Below are 16,812 nucleotides of genomic sequence, written 5' to 3' on the forward strand. Positions count from 1 at the left end.
TTAAAGGAAGTCAGCCCTAAACTTAAGATCTGCTAATTAATTCATAGCATGAAGGATGCTTGTAGCTGAGTTTTACCAAGAGATGGGACTATGACAAGTCCTGTTTTTAAACTCCCAAACCGGGTTTATACGTTCTTTGATAGAGAGGTCTACCTGCGTCGCCACGCCCGTTCACGTAATCCGACTTCCGTCAGTGCTATCGACAGCCGGATTCCTGACTCCATCGCCATACATAACCTATTAAGTGCCTGCCGCTCTATGCTGGGAGTCACTCGTCCTCGTCGGCTATCCCGTAGTAGTCCCGCAACCGCTTTCGCACAGCCTCCACCAACGCTTTTCCTTATGTACCCGTTCAAATTTTAGTTGCTTAATCTCTTTCTCACTCTGTTTGAACGCCGTTTTGTCATTGGCCAAAGACACCAACAAAAAGCCTTGCTTCCACGGACTAACTGCTCAAGGTAAAGGCCTTTTTGACAACTTGTTCTTAGTGTTTAGATGGGGAGACAACTATCCTGACAGAGTGTGCTCCCTGTTATATTTGTTGCAAATAACGACAACCAGGGCAAATAAACGAGAAGCGATGCAAACCAGCAGAATGATAACTCATCATTCGCCAACGCGAGTTAAGCCAGATACTTCTCCCGCAGCGCATCGCGTGCCGAGACATCCAGCCCGTAATCCTGCGCCAGCCAGTTATCCACCGACCCATGCTTCTCACGGATTGTATGCAGCGCCGTTGCCAGAAACTCTTCACGGGCGGAGAGCACAAAATCGAACCGCTTCAGCGCTTTTTCGCTCAGGCTGGATGCCAGATCTTCCAGTAACTGCCGACGAAACGGCGTCAACGTGGACTCGGTAACCAGATAATCCTCCATCACCGTCTGCTCATCCGCCCCCAGCGCAAACAGCACCAGCGCGGAACCAATGCCGGTACGATCTTTCCCTACCGCACAATGTTGCACCAGCGCACCGTCATCCGGCTGGCGCAGCAACACCACCAGATGTTGATAGGCCGGATTGCCGAACGGTAAACGGCGATACAGCTCCATCATGAACGCACGGGAATCGAACGCTTCGAGTTTTTCCGAGCCTAGCGTTTCCAGACTGGCGGTGACCTCATGACGCAACGGGTTGGCAGGAACAGAATGATAACGCGCGCCGGACCATAGCCGGTCTGGCCGCAGCGCGGCCTCGTCCTGATCACGGTAATCGACCACGTGGGCCACCGGCATACTGGCGAGCTGGTCGATGTCGCGCTCGCTTAATTGGTCAAGGGCGCCGGAGCGAAGCAGTTTGCCGTGGCGAACTCGCCGACCGTCCGCCACACGAATTCCCCCTAAATCACGAAAATTGACGCCGCCATCAAGTGGTAGCACCGAGGGATGCAGTAATGAAGATGAAGTCATATCGTTCCCTGTAGTTATCAAGAATGAGTTATCTATGCCGAACAATTACGGTTACGCCATAGTCGAACAACGGAAACTGACGGGTATTATCAGATCTGACAGTTAAATTAGCATTAAGGCAGACAAACCGATGAACAGCTCGTGGGGTGGTATCCCAGCAGAAATAAAACAGGCGGTACGCGAGCGTCGTCGTACCGCCGGCCGAGCGTCTCGCCCGGCAATAACATCAGGCTCAGGCGTCCAGTAATTTACGCGCCGCCGACAACACCACATTGACGGACGCATGTTCCGCTTTTTGCATCGTGGCGGTATCGGGAATTTCCTGTTGGGTGCGGTTGACAATCACACCCGCCACCATGCCGGCACGCAGCCCCTGACTGGCGCACATCGTCAGCAGCGTTGCGGACTCCATTTCATAGTTCAGCACGCCCATGCTCTGCCATTGCGCCATAGAGCCCTGAAAACGCCGCACGACCCGGCCGGAATAGGTGTCGTAACGCTCCTGGCCTGGATAGAAAGTATCCGAGGACGCGGTAATACCGACATGCAGTGTCGCCCCCGCTTCACGTGCCGCTTCCGCCAGTGCGCAGGTGCAGGCAAAATCGGCCGCGGCTGGGAACTCCAGTGGCGCAAAGTGCAGGCTGGCGCCGTCCAGACGCACCGCCGCGGTGGTGACCAGCACATCGCCCACCGCGATATGCGGCTGGATAGCGCCGGTCGTGCCGACGCGCAGGAAGGTACGCACACCCAGTTGCGCCAGTTCTTCTACCGCAATCGACGTAGACGGGCCGCCAATACCGGTGGAGCAGACAATCACCGGTTTACCCGCCAGTTCCGCGCGCCAGGTGGTGAACTCCCGGTGCGATGCCAGAAAAACCGGGTTCTCCATCAAGCGGGCAATCTTTTCCACTCGAGCCGGGTCGCCGGGCACGATCGCCAGCGTGGCTCCTTGCAAATCCTGTTTTGTTAAACCGAGATGAAATACATCGGACATAAACGCCTCCCAGGCAAGCTGTCAGGTACAGGGCGATCTTAGCGCACAGGTAGCCGCCGTTAAGTGAAGCACGTCGCTCATTGGAAAGTAACGAATCTCTATTTACATAAACATTGTGATTTATGTCACAATTTAAAGCGTAATAGCCCGCTGTTGCACCTCACAATGTGCGCACTGATTGCCCTATCTGGCTACTGCCATTCGCAATACACTACAAAGTTTCTACACTTGCTTAACGCGGGGGCGACATTGTCCCACTGGCAGATTTGTCCCACCGGCAGATTCCCGTCTTGATAAAGGAAAGGCAATGAAAACCGATGCGCTACTGACACTCAGAGAGACCACACGGGCATTTTCGCCAGCCGTCATGCCGCTGGCTTCTTCCGCCATTACCACCGATGCCGCCGGGCTGGTGGCCGGCGAAACCACCATCCCTTCGCAGGGCGACAGCCTGCCTGCTTATATTGCCAAACCGGAAAAAGCCGACGGCCCGCTGCCGATCGTATTGGTAGTCCAGGAAATCTTCGGCGTACATGAACATATTCGTGATGTCTGTCGGCGGCTGGCTAAACAGGGCTATCTGGCCATCGCGCCGGAACTCTATTTTCGCCACGGCGACCCACAGCAATACAGCGATATCCCAACGTTGATGAGTGAACTGGTCAGCAAAGTACCCGACAACCAGGTCTTGTCCGACCTTGACCATACCGCGCACTGGGCGGTACGTCAGGGTGGCGACGCCAGCCGGCTGGCGATTACCGGTTTCTGCTGGGGCGGCCGCATTAGTTGGTTGTACGCCGCACATAACCCACAGTTAAAAGCCGCCGTCGCCTGGTACGGTAAGCTGGTCGCCGAAAAAACGCTGACCTCGCCGCAACATCCGGTGGATGTGGCGAAAGATCTGAGCGCGCCGGTGCTCGGGCTGTACGGCGGGCAGGACAAAAGCATTCCGCCGGAACAGGTGGAAACCATGCGTCAGGCGTTACGGGCGGTCAATGCCGATGCGGAGATTGTGGTCTATCCGGACGCGGATCACGCTTTCCATGCTGATTACCGCGCAACGTACCATGAAGCCTCCGCCAAAGACGGTTGGCAACGTATGCTGGCGTGGTTTGCGCGCTACGGCGTGGCGTAATTCCCGCAGTAAGATCGGGAAAAGAGCAGCAAGCGCAAAAACAACCACCACCTCCTGAGGAGGTGGTTTAAAGCTAACAAGAAAAAGGGAGACGTTATCGTCTCCCTTGTTATTTCAGGCGGTGATGCGGAACGCCCAGCCCTGAGCGTCACTTCCTGTCGTTCACGCGCGTCCTGCCATCCTTTGCGCCATTCCCCATCACCGTTTTCGGCTGACTTATTCCGCTGTTTCGCGCAGGCGTTTGGCTGCCTGAACCATGTTCGCCAGTGACTGACGTGTTTCCGGCCAGCCGCGGGTTTTCAGGCCGCAGTCCGGATTCACCCACAGGCGTTCTGCCGGAATACGTTGGGCCGCTTTACGCAGCAGTGCTTCAATCCATTCAACACTCGGCACGTTCGGCGAGTGAATGTCGTACACGCCTGGGCCGATTTCATTCGGGTACTCGAACTCTTCGAACGATTCCAGCAGTTCCATATCAGAACGTGAGGTTTCGATGGTGATCACGTCCGCATCCAGTGCCGCGATGGAATCCATGATGTCGTTGAATTCGCAGTAGCACATGTGGGTGTGAATCTGAGTATCGTCTTTCGCGACCGCGGCATTCAGGCGGAACGCATCGACCGCCCACTCCAGATAGGCTGCCCAGTCGGAGCGGTGCAGCGGCAGCCCTTCACGCAGCGCCGGTTCGTCAATCTGGATGATGCCGATACCAGCCTGTTCCAGATCCGCCACTTCGTCGCGCAGCGCCAGCGCAATCTGTTTGGCAATGGTTTCACGGCTGACGTCTTCACGCGGGAAGGACCAGCACAGAATCGTAACCGGGCCAGTCAGCATGCCTTTTACCGGCTTGCTGGTCAGCGACTGAGCATACTTCGCCCACTCGACGGTGATCGGTTCAGGACGGCTGATGTCGCCAATCACCACCGGCGGCTTGACGCAACGGGAACCATAACTCTGCACCCAGCCGTTCTGGGTGAACACGAAACCATCCAGATGCTCGCCGAAGTACTCCACCATGTCGTTACGTTCGGCTTCACCGTGCACCAGTACGTCCAGTTCCAGACGTTCTTGTTCCACAATCGCCTGTTTGATGTGCTCGGCAATGCCGATACGGTAGTTCTGACTATCCAGACGACCCTGTTTGAAATCCAGACGCAGGCCACGAATTTCAGTGGTTTGCGGGAACGAACCGATGGTAGTGGTCGGCCAGTCTGGTAGCTGGAAACGCGCACGCTGCGCTTGTGCACGAACCGGATACGGGCTCTGACGCTGGCTGTCTTGTGCGGTGATCGCGGCCAGACGCGTCGCCACTTCCGGGTTATTCACACGGGTCGATGTCTGACGGGCGCGGATCGGTGCACTATATGCCACCAGTTCATCGCCATTGCCGCTATTGAGCGCCTTGGTCAGCAACGCCAGCTCCTGACACTTCTGAATCGCGAAGGCAAACCAGCTCTTCACTTCCTCGTCCAGACGGGTTTCGACGCTGAGATCAATCGGGCTGTGCAACAGAGAGCAGGAACTACCCAGCCACAATGTACGCTTGCCCAGCAACGGTTGCAGACGATCGAACCAGCTCGCCAGATCGGCGCGCCACACGTTACGTCCGTTGATGACCCCCAGCGACAGCACCCAGTCGGCAGGTAACTGTGCATTTAGTGCGGCGGCGTCGTCTTTGCCGTGCACCAAATCGACATGCAGCCCCTGCACCGGCAGCGCTTTGATAACGTCCAGATTCTGGCCGATGCTGTCGAAATAGGTGGTCAACAGCAGTTTCACCTGCCCTTGCAGCGCATCGTAAGCCGGTTTAAACGCCGCTTGCCATTCGGCATCCAGCTCCAGCGCCAGCAGCGGCTCGTCAATCTGCACCCATTCGATGCCGCGCTTAGCCAGCTCAGCCAGCACCTGCCGGTACACCGGCAGTACCGCGTTCAGCAGATCCAGACGGTTGAAGGCTTCCCCTTTGACTTTACCCAGCCACAGGTAGGTTACCGGCCCCAGCAATACCGGTTTCACCTTGTGACCCAGCGCCAATGCTTCATCGACTTCATCCAGCAGTTGGGTCCAGGTCAGTGTGAACTGTTGGCCTTGGGTAAATTCCGGCACCATGTAGTGATAGTTGGTGTTAAACCATTTGGTCATTTCAGCGGCGGCGGCCGGCTCACCGGTCGGTGCGCGGCCACGGCCGATACGGAACAGGGTATCCAGATCGACGGAGCCATCCGCGTTCTGGTGACGGGCAGGTACATTCCCCAGCAGCAGGCTGGTGGTCAGCACATGGTCGTACCAGGCAAAATCGCCCACCGGCAGCAGTTCCACGCCGGCGTCTTTCTGCTGTTGCCAGTGACGGGCGCGCAACTCACGGCCCACGGTCAGCAGCTCTTCCTGCGTGCTGTTCCCTGCCCAATAGCTTTCCTGTGCTTTTTTCAGTTCACGACGCAGACCGACGCGCGGAAAACCAAGAGTGTGATTTAAAATTGCCATGCTTAAATTCCCATTTAGCCGTCCAGATGTTTACACATCCATAATCCGCAGGTAGTGTAGTCAGTACAAGCGCAATTTATTCACTGTCACTGTGAAGGACTCTCATGATCGAACTTAAACACTTACGGACGCTGCAGGCGCTGCGCAACACGGGATCGTTAGCCGCCGCCGCCGCACAGCTCCATCAGACGCAATCCGCCCTGTCGCATCAATTCAGCGATCTGGAACAACGGCTGGGATTCCGCTTGTTCGTCCGTAAGAGCCAGCCGCTTCGCTTTACGCCGCAGGGGGAAATTCTGCTGCAACTGGCCGAACAGATCCTGCCGCAGATTCAGCAGGCGCTGCAGGCGTGCAACGAGCCGCATCAAACGACGCTACGGCTGGCGATCGAATGTCACAGTTGCATTCAGTGGCTGACGCCGGCGTTGGAGAACTTCCACCAGAGCTGGCCGCAGGTGGTGATGGATTTCAAATCCGGCGTTACTTTCGACCCACAACCCGCTCTACAGCAGGGCGAGCTCGATCTGGTGATGACGTCCGACATTCTGCCGCGCAGCGGCCTGCACTATTCGCCGATGTTTGACTTTGAGGTACGACTGGTGCTGTCGCCGGATCATCCGCTGGCCGCCAAGGCCGTAATTACGCCTGACGATCTGGCGCAGGAAACGCTGATGATCTACCCGGTTCAGCGCCAGCGGCTGGATGTATGGCGCCACTTTTTACAGCCGGCCGGGGTCAGCCCGTCGCTAAAAAGCGTAGACAATACTCTGTTGCTGATTCAAATGGTAGCGGCGCGCATGGGCATCGCTGCGCTGCCGCACTGGGTGGTAGAGAGTTTTGAACGCCAGGGTCTGGTGGTCACCAAAACCCTGGGCGAGGGTTTGTGGAGCCGGCTGTACGCCGCCGTGCGCGATGGCGAACAGCGTCAACCGGTTATCGAAGCGTTTATTCGTTCCGCGCGCCAGCATGCCTGCGAGCATCTGCCGTTTGTGCGGGATGCTTCACGACCCAACGCTGGTGTACCCATAAAGCCACAGCAATAATCGCAGAACCGATGAAAAAGCTGGTCCAGTTCGGCGTTTTCTGCCAGAAAGCGAAATTGACCAGCAGCCCGGCCGGGACGTGAAAGTTGTTCATAATACTCAACGTACCGGCATCCACCTGAGTGGCGCCGTAATTCCACATGAAATAGCCCAGGCCCGACACCACGATACCAAGAAACGCCAGCACGCCCCATTGTACCGGCGCAGTAGGCAGCTTCGCGGCATTGCCAAACAGCGCCCAGGCCACCAGCGTCACCAGCGCCGCGCCCAGGTAGAACCAGGAAAACGCGCTGTGCTGCGGCATCGGATACACTTCCATCAGCCGTTTATAGCCCACCTGACCCACGGCAAAACAGATATTCGCCGCCTGCACCAGCAGTAACCCCCACCAGAAATGCTCGCTCACGCCGTGATAGTGGATCACCGCCGCCCCCAAAACAGCAAGCAGAGCGCTGAGCGCATAGCCCCAACGCAGGCGGTGCCCGCTCAGCAGGTCGTAAATTAGCGTCACATACAGCGGCGTCATCACCGAAAACAGCAGGATCGTCGGTACATTCAGGTAAAGATAACTGCGGAACAGGAACAGGTACATAACGCCAAGCTGGAAAACCCCCACCAGCAAATACAACCCCAACACTTTGGGAGAGTAGCCGCGCCAGCGCAGGAAAGGCAGGAACACCAATGCCGCCAACACCAGCCGAAACATGGCGGAGAACCAGCTATCAACCTGGCCCGCCAGGTATTCACCAATCAGGCTGAAGGAAAACGACCAAAGAATAGTGGTGATGATCAATAACGGCACGGCGTGGCTCACTCCATAGTGTGAAACAGGTGATATAGTGCGAAACAGGTGATGCATTGTAATCGAGTTATGCGGCTGAATTTTCCTCAATATGGTTTACATCAGAGCAAAATATGTCCATTCGGTTAATCAGAATTGCCAGCGCAACCAGGCAAAAAACACGTTGCCGTTGTTATAGGTGCCGGGAATATAGGTGGCCTGAAAAGACAGGCGCTGATAGCTGAGCGACGCCAGCGGCAAGAGCACCGGGATTGGGATATAGTGCCAGTTATCCCGCAGGGTTACGCCGGCGGTAAACCCCAGACCTAACTGGAAATCCTGGTCTTCCAGCGGTCGCCAGCGTTTCTCATACCCATAACCGCCGATCGGCTCCCACTTATTGAAGGAGTCTTTAAATGCCATCACGTACAGACTGTGCCAGTCACCATCACGATCCAGCCGGGATACGCCATAACCCGCGCCCCAGGGGCGCTCATTGTAGCGGTCCGTTTTCTCCTTATCGTAAGTCCAGCGGTTATGCCAGGTCATGACAGGCACATACAGATCCTGAGACTGCCAGTGATGCCAGGTATCCGACAGATTATCACCGGCACGCTGCCAGAGAGCCGCGGCCGTATTGGCTGGAGCAGCCTGCGCGGATAACACGTCAAACGTCGAAATGAACAACAGGGAAGACAACACAAAAAGGCGGCTGCGTGATGTCAGTGTTAATCGCATAAACCGTATTCCCAAAAATCAAATCGCCAACAGCCCGTTGAGGTTGTTTAGAGTACGTTTCCACATCATGTCGTGGGCTGAACACGGGTATACAACGATTCTTAGCGGATCCAATACACCTAAAACGAAACCAGCAGGCTAATCAGATACTTTTGGGAAACTTCTTAGCTAAAACAGAGGATAAAACCGTCGGCGGCGCCGAAAAAAATGCGACAACTCGCGTGAACAGGAAACACCGGAACAGGAAGAGTGGTCGCGTTCTGATATCGCGACACCGGCACCATCGGTCAGACCAGGAAAATACGGATTAACGTATCATCGACATACTATTCGGCTTACCGCTGCGGCAAGCTGAATAACATCAAATACCGTCGCCGTCTTCAAAACCGCGCAGTGAGCCGTTGAAATACTGGTCCATATCCAGCGAGGGCTTATCGGTTTCCGGGCGGCCAACAATGCGTGCCGGCACACCGGCGGCGGTGGTATGCGGCGGCACCGGCTGCAACACCACCGACCCCGCACCAATCTTGGCGCCGCACCCCACCTCAATATTGCCCAGAATCTTGGCGCCTGCGCCTATCATCACGCCTTCACGAATTTTGGGGTGGCGATCGCCGTTGGTCTTGCCAGTCCCGCCCAGCGTGACCGATTGCAGAATAGACACGTCGTTTTCTACCACGGCGGTTTCACCGATCACGATACCGGTGGCGTGGTCCAGCATGATGCCGCAACCAATGCGCGCCGCCGGGTGGATATCCACCCCAAACGACACGGAAATCTGGTTCTGCAGATAGATGGCCAGCGCCTGACGTTTCTCCCGCCACAACCAGTGACCGATGCGATAAGCCTGCAACGCATGAAACCCTTTCAGATAGAGCAACGGCGTCGAATATTTATCCACCGCCGGGTCGCGCAGTCGCACCGCCATAATGTCGCGTGCCGCAGACGCAATCATCTGAGGCTCAGCACGGTAAGCTTCTTCCACCACTTCGCGAATAGCAATGGCCGGCATAATGGCATTAGCCAGCTTATTCGCCAGCATATAGCTCAACGCACTGCCCAAATTCTCATGCTTTAGCAGCGTCGCGTGAAAAAAGCTGGCCAACATCGGTTCACACTCCGCCAGACTGCGCGCTTCTTCCTTAATGTGTTGCCAAACCAGTTCCAGCTCATCATTCGACATTGCGACACCTCTTTGAAAAACGGCTTACCCACCACTTCAACGCTAATGACTTATTACTGCCGGCTGATTTACCGACGACGGCACGACTCACTATCAGAATAAAATAATAACGGGCCTCCCGTGGGAAGGCCCGGTCAATGACTTGCCGTCACAGGCTGGCGCTTTCGTCTTTGCGCGCCCGGCCTAACAGGCTCAACGCGGCTTCGCGCGCGTCTTTACCGCAATACAGCACTTGCCAGAGTTGCTCGGTAATCGGCATCTCTACGCCGTAGCGCTGCGCCAGCGCCATCACTTCCTTGGTATTGCGATACCCTTCCACCACCTGACCGATCTGGTTCTGGGCGCTGACCACATCCATTCCTTGCCCCAGCATCATGCCGAAACGGCGGTTGCGTGACTGGTTATCGGTACACGTCAGCACCAGATCGCCCAAGCCCGCCATGCCCATGAAGGTGGTCGGGTCGGCGCCCAACGCCACGCCCAGCCGCGTCATTTCAGCCAGGCCGCGGGTGATCAGCGCAGTACGCGCATTGGCACCGAATCCCATACCGTCAGACATGCCGGCACCAATGGCAATCACATTCTTCACGGCGCCTCCCAGCTGTACACCGATAAAATCGGGGTTGCTGTAGACGCGAAAACTTTTGCCGCAGTGCAGCAGATGTTGCAAATCGTCGGAAAACGGCTGATCGGTCGATGCCAGCGCAATCGCCGTAGGCAGCCCCGCCGCCAGCTCTTTGGCAAACGTCGGCCCGGAGAGTACCGCCAGCGGGATGGTATTGCCCAGCGCTTCGCGGGCGACATCCTGCAACAGACGGCCCGTTTCCGCTTCCAGCCCCTTGGTCGCCCACACCAGACGCGCATCCGCCCGTAGGTGAGGCTTTAACTGGCGCAGTACATCGCCAAACACATGGCTCGGCACCACCACCAAAATGTTGCGGCTGGCCGCCAACGCCTGCGACAGGTCCGCTTCCGGTTGCAATGTATCCGGAAACGACACATCAGGCAGAAATGCCTGATTGCAACGCGCATCCTGTAACGCCTGAACATGTGCGGGGTCATGACCCCACAGCACCACACGATGGCCGTTTCGGGCCACCGTGATCGCCAGTGCAGTGCCGTAGGAACCGGCACCGATCACCGTCATTGCAGCGTCAGACTGGCTCATCAGGCATTCAGCGTCTGAGCGGCGCCGTCCTGGCCGGCCTGCTGTTCCAGGTAGTTCATGAACAGGGCGTCAAAGTTAACCGGCGCCAGGTTCAACTGCGGGAAGGTACCGCGGGAAACCAGGCTGGTGATGCACTCACGCGCATACGGGAACAGCACGTTCGGGCAGTAAGCGCCGAGGCAGTGAGCCAGTTGCGTCCCTTCGATGCCGGCAACGGTGAAGATGCCCGCCTGCTGTACTTCGCACAGGAATGCGGTTTCTTCGCCCAGGGTGGATGTCACGGTTACACGCAGCACCACTTCGTACACATCGTCAGCCAACTGAGTGGATGCGGTATCCAGGTCCAGTTTGACTTCCGGGTTCCATTCCTGCTGAAACACCTGAGGCGCGTTCGGCGCTTCAAAAGAAATATCCTTGGTGTAGATACGCTGGATTTGGAAAGTCATTTCGACGTTGTTTTGTTCAGACATGTTGAATAATACCCTTTCGTTAGATTTCCTTGCGCGCTTCCCTTCGCCAGGAAGGACACGCCATAACACAAACAGACTCCCCTTTACAGGGGCGTCGCATTACTTACCGCGCACCAGCGGGAGGTTTTCACCACTCCAGCCGGCCAGTCCGTCTTTCAGGATCATGACGCGCTCAAACCCTGCTTTGAACAGGTTTTCCGCCGATTCACGAGATGCCATGCCGTTAGCGCACACCACAATCACCGGTTGCGCTTTGTGTTTTTCCAGCTCGCTCAGGCTGCCGTTCTTGATGTCGTTCGGCACCAAGTTGATGGCGCCAGCGATGTGACCACGGCGGTAATCATCACGATTACGGGTGTCTACCACCACCGCATCTTCTTTATTAATCAGTTGGATCGCTTCACCACGAGCCACTTCTTTTACCTTGGACAGTTTACTCTTCACCGTAAGCACAATGACAGCGACCAGCAGGGCAATCCAGGCCACGCTCAGAATCGGGTGTCGGCTGATGAATGGCATAATCTCTTGCATGGGGTGTAACGACTCCGAAATCAGTTAAGCAATTCAAATACAGGGTGTCTGAGTATACCTGTGCGATACCGCAATTACAGCCTGTAAGCCAACATCGCATCATGATTCTGCGCGGCGGCTTGCATTTATCCGTGTGATTCCTGGTTGTCGGCGCGCGGGCCGCTGTCATGGATGGAAATAGAAATCCCAGACCGGACAACTGGTAAGGCGCGGTTCATCGTGGAATAATCCTTCGCCATGAACAAAAAAGCGTTCTCTGTACCGTTCCCAACGGGTCGTGACAAACTGCTAATCCGGTGCGCCAGTGTGCTTTGTGTCGGCGTGCTGCTGTTGCCATGCCCCGGCTGGAGCGACGACAGTCAGCAGCAGTTGAAATCACTGCAACAGGATATCGCAGAGAAGGAAAAAAGCGTTCGGGAACAGCAGCAGCGTCGCGGCGCCCTACTTGAGCAACTGAAAAAGCAGGAACAGTCGATTGCCTTGTCCACCCGCCAGTTGCGCGACACCCGCACCACCCTTGGCCGCCTTAATCAGGATATCAGCGGCCTGAACGCCTCTATCGCCAAATTGCACACCCAGCAGAGAACGCAGGAAACCCTGCTGGCGAAACAACTGGATGCCGCGTTCCGTCAGGGCCAGCACGGTGCCTTGCAACTGATCCTCAGCGGTGAAGAGAGCCAGCGCCGCGAACGCATCCTGGCCTACTTCAACTACCTGAATAAAGCGCGCGAAAAATCCATCACCGAGTTACAGCAAACCCGTACGCAGCTTGCCGGCCAAAAGCAGCAACTGGAACAAAAACAGACGCAGCAAAAACGCCTGCTCGGCGATCAACAGCAACAGCAGAACGCGTTGGAACAGGCGCAGAACGAACGCCAGAAAACGCTGGGTGCACTGGAGAACGCGCTGGAAAAAGACCAGCAACAGTTGACGGAACTACGGCAGAACGAAACCCGTTTGCGCGACCAGATTGCGCGGGCGGAACGAGAAGCCAAAGCGCGAGCCGAGCGTGAAGCCCGTGAAGCCGCCCGGTTGCGCGAAAAAGAAGAACAGGCCAAACGCAGCGGTTCCAGTTATAAACCCAACGAGCAGGAGCGCTCGCTAATGGCGCGTACCGGCGGTCTGGGCCAGCCGGCCGGCCAGTACGTGTGGCCGGTACGTGGCCGCACGCTACACCGTTTCGGCGAGCCGTTGCAGGGCGAACTGCGCTGGAAAGGGCTGGTGATCGGCGCATCCGAAGGCACCGAAGTCCACGCCATTGCCGACGGTACCGTGTTGATGGCCGACTGGCTACAAGGCTACGGCCAGGTCGTCGTGCTGGAGCACGGCAAAGGCGACATGAGCCTGTATGGCTATAATCAGAGCGCGCTGGTGTCGGTAGGTGCGCAGGTGAAAGCCGGTCAGCCGATCGCCTTAGTCGGCAACAGCGGCGGGCAGAATCAGCCCGCTCTCTATTTTGAAATTCGGCGTCAGGGACAGGCGGTCAACCCCTTGCCCTGGCTAGGAAGGTAGGTGTGCGTCCATTACTCCCTCGTCTGTTGACTTTCACTGGCGTATTGCTGGCGCTTCCCGTGTGGGCAGGCAAACTGGCGTTGGTGATCGATGATTTCGGCTACCGCCCGCATAACGAAAATCAGGTGCTGGCGATGCCTGCCGCCATTTCCGTAGCCGTTCTGCCTAATGCGCCGTACGCCCGCGAAATGGCGACGAAAGCCCATGCCCAGGGCCGGGAAGTGCTGATTCACCTGCCAATGGCGCCCATGAGCAAACAACCGCTGGAGCGCGATACGCTGCGCCCCGACATGAGCAGCGAAGAGATTGCGCGCATCCTGCGTGATGCCGTCAACAAGGTGCCTTATGCCGTAGGGCTGAACAACCACATGGGCAGCGCGATGACCGCCAGCTTGCCGGGGATGCAAAAGGTGATGCAGGCGATGACCGCCTACCGGCTCTATTTTCTCGACAGTATGACCATCGGCAGCAGCCAGGCCAGCCGGGCGGCGGCGGGCACCGGTATCAAGGTGCTCAAACGCAAAGTCTTTCTGGATGACACCCAAAACGTCGCCGATATCCGGCGACAGTTCAGCCGGGCCGTGGACATCGCGCAGCGCAGCGGGTACGCCATCGCCATCGGCCATCCGCACCCGGCCACGATTCAGGTATTGCAACAGATGTTGCCGACGCTACCGGCCGATATCGTGTTGGTTCGCCCCAGCCAGTTGCTGAACGAACCGGAGCCACGCTACCAACCGGTGCCGACGTACCTGGCCTCGCAACCGGTCGCCCCGGCACCGAAGCGCCTGCGCCCTATTCAGGTCTGCGCCGTCAAACAGCCTCTGCCGGCAATCTCTCAGCCTGAGCTGTGGCGACAACTTGGACATAATCTGGCGACCAGCCCCGCCGTCAGCTACCTGAAACAGCACTGGCAGACCTGGCTAGGATAACAAAACGCGCCGCTGTCCCACTTGGCGGGCGGCGCTTTACTCCCAGCTTAATATCACTTTGCCAGACTGGCCGGAGCGCATCACATCAAAGCCTTGTTGAAAATCGGCAATCGCATAGCGGTGGGTGATGATGGGCGACAGGTCCAAACCTGATTGGATCAACGCTGCCATTTTGTACCAGGTTTCGAACATTTCACGACCGTAGATGCCTTTAATCACCAACCCTTTGAAAATGATATCGCTCCAGTCTACCGCCACCGCTTCCGGTTGAATCCCCAGCATGGCGATACGGCCGCCGTGGTTCATCACCGATAGTAACGAGCGGAAGGCGACCGGCGAACCGGACATCTCCAGCCCGACATCAAACCCTTCGGTCATCCCCAGCGCTCGCATCACATCGGTTAATGATTCCCGCGATACATTCACCGCACGGGTTACCCCCATCCGTTTCGCCAGCGCCAGCCGGTAATCGTTAACATCGGTAATGACTACGTGGCGAGCGCCGACATGACGGCACACCGCCGCCGCCATCACGCCGATGGGCCCGGCACCGCTCACCAGCACATCCTCCCCGACCAGATCAAACGCCAGCGCGGTATGCACCGCATTGCCGAATGGATCGAAGATGGCGGCAATCTCATCCGGGATCGCCGCCGGAAGGCGGAAAGCGTTATACGCCGGGATCACCAGATATTCGGCGAACGCCCCCGGCCGGTTCACGCCGACGCCGGAGGTATTGCGGCACAGGTGGCGACGCCCGGCACGACAATTCCGGCAATAACCGCAGGTAATATGCCCTTCCCCCGACACCCGGTCACCGATCCTGAACCCTTCCACTTCCTGCCCAATCGCGACGATTTCACCGACATACTCATGCCCGACCACCATCGGCACCGGAATGGTTTTCTGCGACCACGCATCCCAGTGGTAAATATGCACATCGGTGCCGCAAATCGCAGTCTTGTGAATCTTGATCATCACATCATTGTGACCCGGCGCCGGTACTGGTACGTCTGTCAGCCAGATGCCCGGTTCCGGGCGCAGTTTCGCCAATGCTTTCATCATCCGGTCCTCACTTCACCACGTTCAGGCGGCGACCCACACGCACAAACGCCGCCACGGCCTGTTCAATCTGCGCCGTCGTATGCGCCGCCGACATCTGGGTACGAATGCGTGCCTGCCCATGCGGCACGACCGGATAGAAAAACCCGGTGACATAAATCCCTTCCTGCCGTAACTCAGCCGCAAATGCCTGCGCCAGTCGGGCATCACCCAGCATCACCGGAATAATGGCGTGATCCGCACCGGCGAGCGTAAAGCCCGCTTCGGTCATCCGCCGGCGAAACAGGACGGCGTTCCGCCACAAGCGCCGACGTAAATCCTGGCCGTCGCTCAGCAGCTCCAATACCTTGAGGGATGCGCTGACAATCGACGGCGCCAACGAATTGGAAAACAGATACGGCCGCGAACGCTGGCGCAACCACGCCACGACGTCACGCCGTGCGGCGATATAACCGCCGGAGGCACCGCCCAGCGCCTTACCCAGCGTACCGGTAATAATGTCGACACGTCCCATCACCTGGCAGTATTCGTGAGTACCGCGACCATTCTCACCGACAACCCCCACGGCATGGGAATCGTCCACCATCACCAGCGCGTCGTAGCGCTCGGCTAAATCGCAAATACCTTGCAGATCGGCAATCACGCCATCCATCGAAAACACGCCGTCGGTGGCGATCATCAGATTGCGCGCACCCTCCGCCCGGGCTTGCTTCAGCCTGGCTTCCAACTGACGCATATCATTATTGCCGTAACGATAACGACGCGCCTTCGACAGACGAATACCGTCGATGATCGACGCATGATTGAGCGCATCCGATATAACCGCGTCCTCTTCTCCCATCAGCGTTTCAAACAGCCCGCCGTTGGCATCAAAACAGGAGGAGTAAAGAATGGCGTCCTCTGTGCCGAGAAACGTCGCCAACTGACGTTCCAGCGTCTGGTGAATATCCTGCGTACCGCAGATAAAGCGCACCGACGCCATACCAAAACCGTGGCTATCCAGCCCGGCTTTGGCCGCCTCAATCAATGCCGGATGGTTGGCCAGCCCCAGATAATTGTTGGCGCAGAAATTGAGCAGCTCGCCGTCACCTTCAACGCGAATTTGCGCTTGCTGCGCCGTGGTGATCGGCCGCTCGTTCTTAAACAGCCCGTCGTCATGTAGTGAAGCAAGCTGAGCAGTCAGTTGCTGATAGAACACCTCAGGCATGGTGCGGATCTCCTTTTTGTCCGTTTGTCCGTCACAGGCATTGCCACCGGGTGGCGGCAGGTCTTATTGGGGTAACGCTCATGCAGGTAAAGGTAGTGGAGAAACGCGGGCAGGACTGGCGGATTAACCACAAAATACACAACAGTCACGCCGGAAATGCGAAGCG

General features: G+C 57.1%; 15 protein-coding genes. 4 read left to right on the plus strand and 11 right to left on the minus strand.

Going from position 1 to position 16,812, the window contains the following annotated elements; all coding sequences use genetic code 11:
• Window positions 1-623 precede the first annotated feature (623 nt).
• Both DCH402_RS19355 and udp read right to left on the minus strand, forming a co-directional pair.
• Window positions 624-1,406: a tyrosine-protein phosphatase gene (locus tag DCH402_RS19355; protein WP_040002918.1), complete on the minus strand. Its 783-nt coding sequence runs from the start codon at window positions 1,404-1,406 to the stop codon at window positions 624-626.
• A gap of 232 nt (window positions 1,407-1,638) precedes the next feature.
• On the minus strand, window positions 1,639-2,400 hold the full coding sequence (gene udp, locus DCH402_RS19360) for a uridine phosphorylase (RefSeq protein WP_040002920.1): 762 nt from the start codon (window positions 2,398-2,400) through the stop codon (window positions 1,639-1,641).
• Window positions 2,401-2,707: 307 nt separating this feature from the next.
• Between udp and DCH402_RS19365 the strand changes: the two genes are divergently transcribed.
• The gene (locus tag DCH402_RS19365) at window positions 2,708-3,535 is read left to right on the plus strand and encodes a dienelactone hydrolase family protein (RefSeq protein ID WP_040002922.1); all 828 of its coding nucleotides are present in this window, start codon (window positions 2,708-2,710) and stop codon (window positions 3,533-3,535) included.
• Window positions 3,536-3,751: 216 nt separating this feature from the next.
• Here the strand turns inward: DCH402_RS19365 and metE are convergent, their stop codons facing one another.
• Window positions 3,752-6,019: a 5-methyltetrahydropteroyltriglutamate--homocysteine S-methyltransferase gene (gene metE, locus DCH402_RS19370; protein WP_040002923.1), complete on the minus strand. Its 2,268-nt coding sequence runs from the start codon at window positions 6,017-6,019 to the stop codon at window positions 3,752-3,754.
• A 104-nt stretch (window positions 6,020-6,123) separates the two neighbouring features.
• Between metE and metR the strand changes: the two genes are divergently transcribed.
• On the plus strand, window positions 6,124-7,062 hold the full coding sequence (gene metR / locus DCH402_RS21785) for an HTH-type transcriptional regulator MetR (protein WP_015848233.1): 939 nt from the start codon (window positions 6,124-6,126) through the stop codon (window positions 7,060-7,062).
• Here metR and DCH402_RS19385 read toward each other — a convergent pair.
• From DCH402_RS19385 to DCH402_RS19410, 6 genes are all read right to left on the minus strand, one after another.
• Window positions 6,965-7,864: a carboxylate/amino acid/amine transporter gene (locus DCH402_RS19385; protein ID WP_040002925.1), complete on the minus strand. Its 900-nt coding sequence runs from the start codon at window positions 7,862-7,864 to the stop codon at window positions 6,965-6,967. The two genes, metR and DCH402_RS19385, sit on opposite strands and share 98 nt — an antisense overlap.
• Before the next feature lie 129 nt (window positions 7,865-7,993).
• Window positions 7,994-8,581 (minus strand): lipid IV(A) palmitoyltransferase PagP, encoded by a 588-nt coding sequence (gene pagP / locus DCH402_RS19390; RefSeq protein WP_040002927.1) that lies wholly within the window; start codon window positions 8,579-8,581, stop codon window positions 7,994-7,996.
• 361 nt (window positions 8,582-8,942) lie between these two features.
• A complete protein-coding gene (cysE, locus tag DCH402_RS19395) occupies window positions 8,943-9,764 on the minus strand; it encodes a serine O-acetyltransferase (protein ID WP_040002928.1) in 822 nt (273 codons plus the stop codon).
• 148 nt (window positions 9,765-9,912) lie between these two features.
• A complete protein-coding gene (gpsA, locus tag DCH402_RS19400; protein ID WP_040002930.1) occupies window positions 9,913-10,932 on the minus strand; it encodes an NAD(P)H-dependent glycerol-3-phosphate dehydrogenase in 1,020 nt (339 codons plus the stop codon).
• Window positions 10,932-11,402, minus strand: coding sequence for a protein-export chaperone SecB (gene secB, locus DCH402_RS19405; protein WP_027713455.1), 471 nt, complete (start codon window positions 11,400-11,402; stop codon window positions 10,932-10,934). Before secB ends, gpsA begins: the two co-directional genes overlap by 1 nt.
• 99 nt (window positions 11,403-11,501) lie before the next feature.
• Window positions 11,502-11,933 (minus strand): rhodanese-like domain-containing protein, encoded by a 432-nt coding sequence (locus DCH402_RS19410; RefSeq protein ID WP_040002932.1) that lies wholly within the window; start codon window positions 11,931-11,933, stop codon window positions 11,502-11,504.
• Window positions 11,934-12,170: 237 nt separating this feature from the next.
• Between DCH402_RS19410 and envC the strand changes: the two genes are divergently transcribed.
• Window positions 12,171-13,445, plus strand: a complete 1,275-nt coding sequence (gene envC / locus DCH402_RS19415; RefSeq protein ID WP_050583336.1) for a murein hydrolase activator EnvC — start codon at window positions 12,171-12,173, stop codon at window positions 13,443-13,445.
• A 2-nt stretch (window positions 13,446-13,447) separates the two neighbouring features.
• Window positions 13,448-14,377: a divergent polysaccharide deacetylase family protein gene (locus DCH402_RS19420; protein WP_040002933.1), complete on the plus strand. Its 930-nt coding sequence runs from the start codon at window positions 13,448-13,450 to the stop codon at window positions 14,375-14,377.
• 36 nt (window positions 14,378-14,413) lie between these two features.
• Here the strand turns inward: DCH402_RS19420 and tdh are convergent, their stop codons facing one another.
• Both tdh and DCH402_RS19430 read right to left on the minus strand, forming a co-directional pair.
• Window positions 14,414-15,439, minus strand: a complete 1,026-nt coding sequence (tdh, locus tag DCH402_RS19425; protein WP_040002934.1) for an L-threonine 3-dehydrogenase — start codon at window positions 15,437-15,439, stop codon at window positions 14,414-14,416.
• Window positions 15,440-15,449: 10 nt separating this feature from the next.
• Window positions 15,450-16,646 carry a glycine C-acetyltransferase gene (locus tag DCH402_RS19430; protein WP_040002936.1) on the minus strand — a complete coding sequence of 399 codons (1,197 nt, stop codon included), beginning with the start codon at window positions 16,644-16,646 and terminating at the stop codon, window positions 15,450-15,452.
• Between the last annotated feature and the right edge of the window lie 166 nt (window positions 16,647-16,812).

It is taken from the genome of Dickeya chrysanthemi NCPPB 402 (genome assembly GCF_000406105.1).
Taxonomy (GTDB): domain Bacteria; phylum Pseudomonadota; class Gammaproteobacteria; order Enterobacterales; family Enterobacteriaceae; genus Dickeya; species Dickeya chrysanthemi.

Bases quoted from the DNA above. Each gene is read 5' to 3' on its own strand.
- DCH402_RS19355 (WP_040002918.1), bottom strand. From the start codon at position 1,406: ATGACTTCATCTTCATTACTGCATCCCTCGGTGCTACCACTTGATGGC.
- udp (WP_040002920.1), bottom strand. From the start codon at position 2,400: ATGTCCGATGTATTTCATCTCGGTTTAACAAAACAGGATTTGCAAGGA.
- DCH402_RS19365 (WP_040002922.1), top strand. From the start codon at position 2,708: ATGAAAACCGATGCGCTACTGACACTCAGAGAGACCACACGGGCATTT.
- metE (WP_040002923.1), bottom strand. From the start codon at position 6,019: ATGGCAATTTTAAATCACACTCTTGGTTTTCCGCGCGTCGGTCTGCGT.
- metR (WP_015848233.1), top strand. From the start codon at position 6,124: ATGATCGAACTTAAACACTTACGGACGCTGCAGGCGCTGCGCAACACG.
- pagP (WP_040002927.1), bottom strand. From the start codon at position 8,581: ATGCGATTAACACTGACATCACGCAGCCGCCTTTTTGTGTTGTCTTCC.
- cysE (WP_040002928.1), bottom strand. From the start codon at position 9,764: ATGTCGAATGATGAGCTGGAACTGGTTTGGCAACACATTAAGGAAGAA.
- gpsA (WP_040002930.1), bottom strand. From the start codon at position 10,932: ATGAGCCAGTCTGACGCTGCAATGACGGTGATCGGTGCCGGTTCCTAC.
- secB (WP_027713455.1), bottom strand. From the start codon at position 11,402: ATGTCTGAACAAAACAACGTCGAAATGACTTTCCAAATCCAGCGTATC.
- DCH402_RS19410 (WP_040002932.1), bottom strand. From the start codon at position 11,933: ATGCAAGAGATTATGCCATTCATCAGCCGACACCCGATTCTGAGCGTG.
- envC (WP_050583336.1), top strand. From the start codon at position 12,171: ATGAACAAAAAAGCGTTCTCTGTACCGTTCCCAACGGGTCGTGACAAA.
- tdh (WP_040002934.1), bottom strand. From the start codon at position 15,439: ATGAAAGCATTGGCGAAACTGCGCCCGGAACCGGGCATCTGGCTGACA.
- DCH402_RS19430 (WP_040002936.1), bottom strand. From the start codon at position 16,646: ATGCCTGAGGTGTTCTATCAGCAACTGACTGCTCAGCTTGCTTCACTA.